This is a genomic window from Marinilabilia sp. (assembly GCF_016278715.1).
Taxonomy (GTDB): Bacteria; Bacteroidota; Bacteroidia; order Bacteroidales; family Marinilabiliaceae; genus Marinilabilia.
Genome location: NZ_JADQBH010000061.1, coordinates 1 through 2,876 on the forward strand (window position 1 = coordinate 1; position 2,876 = coordinate 2,876).

The 2,876-nt window shown below is 40.9% G+C and carries 2 protein-coding genes; one reads left to right on the plus strand and one right to left on the minus strand.

The features are described 5' to 3' along the window. On the plus strand, positions 1 to 794 hold a 794-nt coding region (locus QZZ43_RS04165), incomplete at its 5' end, for a transglycosylase SLT domain-containing protein (RefSeq protein WP_291856566.1). Positions 795 to 1,118: 324 nt separating this feature from the next. Here QZZ43_RS04165 and QZZ43_RS04170 read toward each other — a convergent pair. Then, positions 1,119 to 2,429, minus strand: coding sequence for a M18 family aminopeptidase (locus QZZ43_RS04170; protein WP_291856568.1), 1,311 nt, complete (start codon positions 2,427 to 2,429; stop codon positions 1,119 to 1,121). Between the last annotated feature and the right edge of the window lie 447 nt (positions 2,430 to 2,876).

Consider the following 2,876-nt stretch of genomic DNA (forward strand, 5'->3'; position numbering starts at 1 on the left):
TTGCGGAAAATAATATTGCAGAACTCAATGCTTCCTATTATCCCATTTTGGATGTGGAAACCCCCGTCAGTTTTTCTCAGCGCATTTCGTGGGCTGTTCGAAAAAATGCACCGGAATTGCTCGATACGCTAAATTATTGGGTGAGACAAATGCGTGATAATGTTGACTATTACGTGATTTATAATAAGTATTTTAAAAACACACGCTCTTTCAGTACACGACTTTCTTCTGATTTCTATAGTGGAAACAGTGGCAACATCAGTCGGTTCGATAGTATTGTTAAACACCATGCTGATCGAATTAACTGGGACTGGCGATTGTTGAGTTCGGTGATTTATCAGGAATCAAGGTTCGACCCTGGTGAAGAATCATGGGCAGGAGCAGGAGGATTAATGCAGCTTATGCCTGCAACCGCCAGAGAACTGGGCGTTAGCAATGTTTCCAATCCATCTCAAAACGTGAAGGGCGGAAGTACTTATCTCAACCAGTTGTGGAACAGGTGGGAGTCTATCCCTGATTCTGTTCAAAGGTTAAAATTTACTCTTGCTTCATACAATTGCGGGTATTCTCATGTGGTAGATGCTCGCAGGTTGGCTGAGAAGTACGATGCCAACCCTAAAGTTTGGGACGATAATGTGGAACAATACGTTCTAAATTTGATGTTTCCGGAATACTACAATGACGAAGTTGTGCGGTATGGTTATGTGATGGGAGAGGAGCCGGTCAATTATGTGAGGCAAATTCTGAACCGATTCGAGCATTACAAACAGTTGATTCCTCAAACGGGAAGTTGAGATAAAAGTATTTAAATCCATAAGACAGGAAAAAGAGATTAAACCAGTAATGACATTTAAGAGAATCCAGGTTGGTTGTTAGCTCATAGCTGTTAGTGTTCCACAGACAGAAAGGGAAAAGGCTGAATGCTTTAAGCAAAGCGACAAAGCCGAAACCAATCCTTCACTTTTGGGGCCTCAAACAAAGTGTATTTTGAAACGTAACCGCAGAGCAAACTACAAGAGATAGGGGCAGGTCTTCGGTATTTCGAAAATCTACCCCTATTCGTTAAACTGGAATCCAGAATGCCTTTTTATTTTTAATGCTGCCGTTTATGCAATTGCTCAACTCCTGGTTTCTATTGCAAAAAACTTTTTAAATACCCTGATAATAAATTCATGGTCCTGAACACCGGCCAATTCTCTTACCGAGTGCATAGCCAGCATAGCGTTGCCAACATCTACCGATCGGATATCCATTTGAGTCGTCAGCACATTCCCCAGCGTTGAACCTCCGACCATATCGCTTCGGTTTACGAATTTCTGACAGGGTATACCAGCCAAACGGCATATACTTTCAAATACAGCGCCACTGTCACCGTCGGTGGTATATTTCTGATTGGCATGGATCTTTATTACCGGTCCCTTATTCATCAACGGATGTAATACAGGATCATGTTTGTCGGGATGATTGGGATGAACAGAATGTGCCATATCCGCCGAAATCATGAAGGATTTGTGCTGTGCTTGTTGAATTCCCTCATCGTCTTCTCCCAGTTGTTTTAATACCCGTTCAAAAATGTTTTTAAAAACGGGGGAGCCTGCCCCTTGTTTTGTTTGACTACCAACTTCTTCATTATCGAAAATGCAAAGAAAATTGGTTGCTTCGGTGGGCTGCGCATCAAGGAGTGCTTTTAAACCTGCGTGAACCATCGCCAGATCATCCAACTTGGGACTGGAAATAAATTCACTATCGGGCCCTAAAAGGCAGCCGCGATGAAACTCGTTAAGCGTGATGTCAAAATCAATGATTTTTTCAGCCTCCACGCCTGCCTCACGAGAAAGGAGGTCTTTAAAGTAGCCTTTTCTTTGTTTGTCACCAATTATGCCACATAAAGGAAGCATGTCCTTTTGCTTGTTTAGTTCAACGCCTTCGTTTACAGACCTGTTTAAGTGAATGGCCAGATTTGGAATAGTTAAGATTGGTCGGTTAAAATTAACCAGACGCGTTTCAGGGTGAAGCGTATTGTTGCTTTCTATTATTACACGTCCTGCCATAGACAGTGGACGGTCGAGCCAGCTCATGAGGATAGGTCCACCGTAAACTTCGGTGTTAAATTTAATATAATAACCATCCTCGATAATTTCAGGTGATGGTTTTATCTTAAAAGAAGGAGAATCGCTGTGTGCACAAATAAGGTGAGTGCCTGAGCGTGACGGAGCTTTAGTGCCGGTAATGAAAGCATAAACTGAAGAGCCGTTCTTTGTGGTAAAATACTTTTTCCCAGGCTCCAGTTTCCATCTTTCCTCAAGCTTTAACGCCTCAAATCCGGCTTTATGAAGCTTTTTGGTAATGCTTTCTACAACATGATAAGGACTGGCACCCTCATGAATGAAATCAATCAGTTCGGTCGCTGTTTTTTGTGCGTTGTTCATTATAACTGTGGTTTAATGCCATTCGTATGACAGATGTTTTTACAATCTCTTTTCTTTATTAACAAAGATAGTGCTCTGTTGGTTAGGAGAAAATGATTTTGCACCAAATTTGAGGTAAATAATCCTGACTACAGATCTTGTATAATCTCTCAACGAGAGAGGAATTCATTTCAAATTTGACTGGATAATCTTAACTGATAATATAGTGTATTTTAAGCCATTATTGTCCAAAATATTTTTCAAAAGGGGATTTCATCTTTTAAGCCCTGAATTACTTTTCTGTCTTGATACAAAAAAGTAATAAAAAAAACTTATTTACACGATTATTGCTGCGCTCAGCATTGCTCAAGCAAGCTTGGCACTGCTTTCACTAAACGCAATAATTACTTTATGATTATTGCTGCGCTCAGCATTGCTCAAGCAAGCTTGGCACTGCTTTCACTAAAC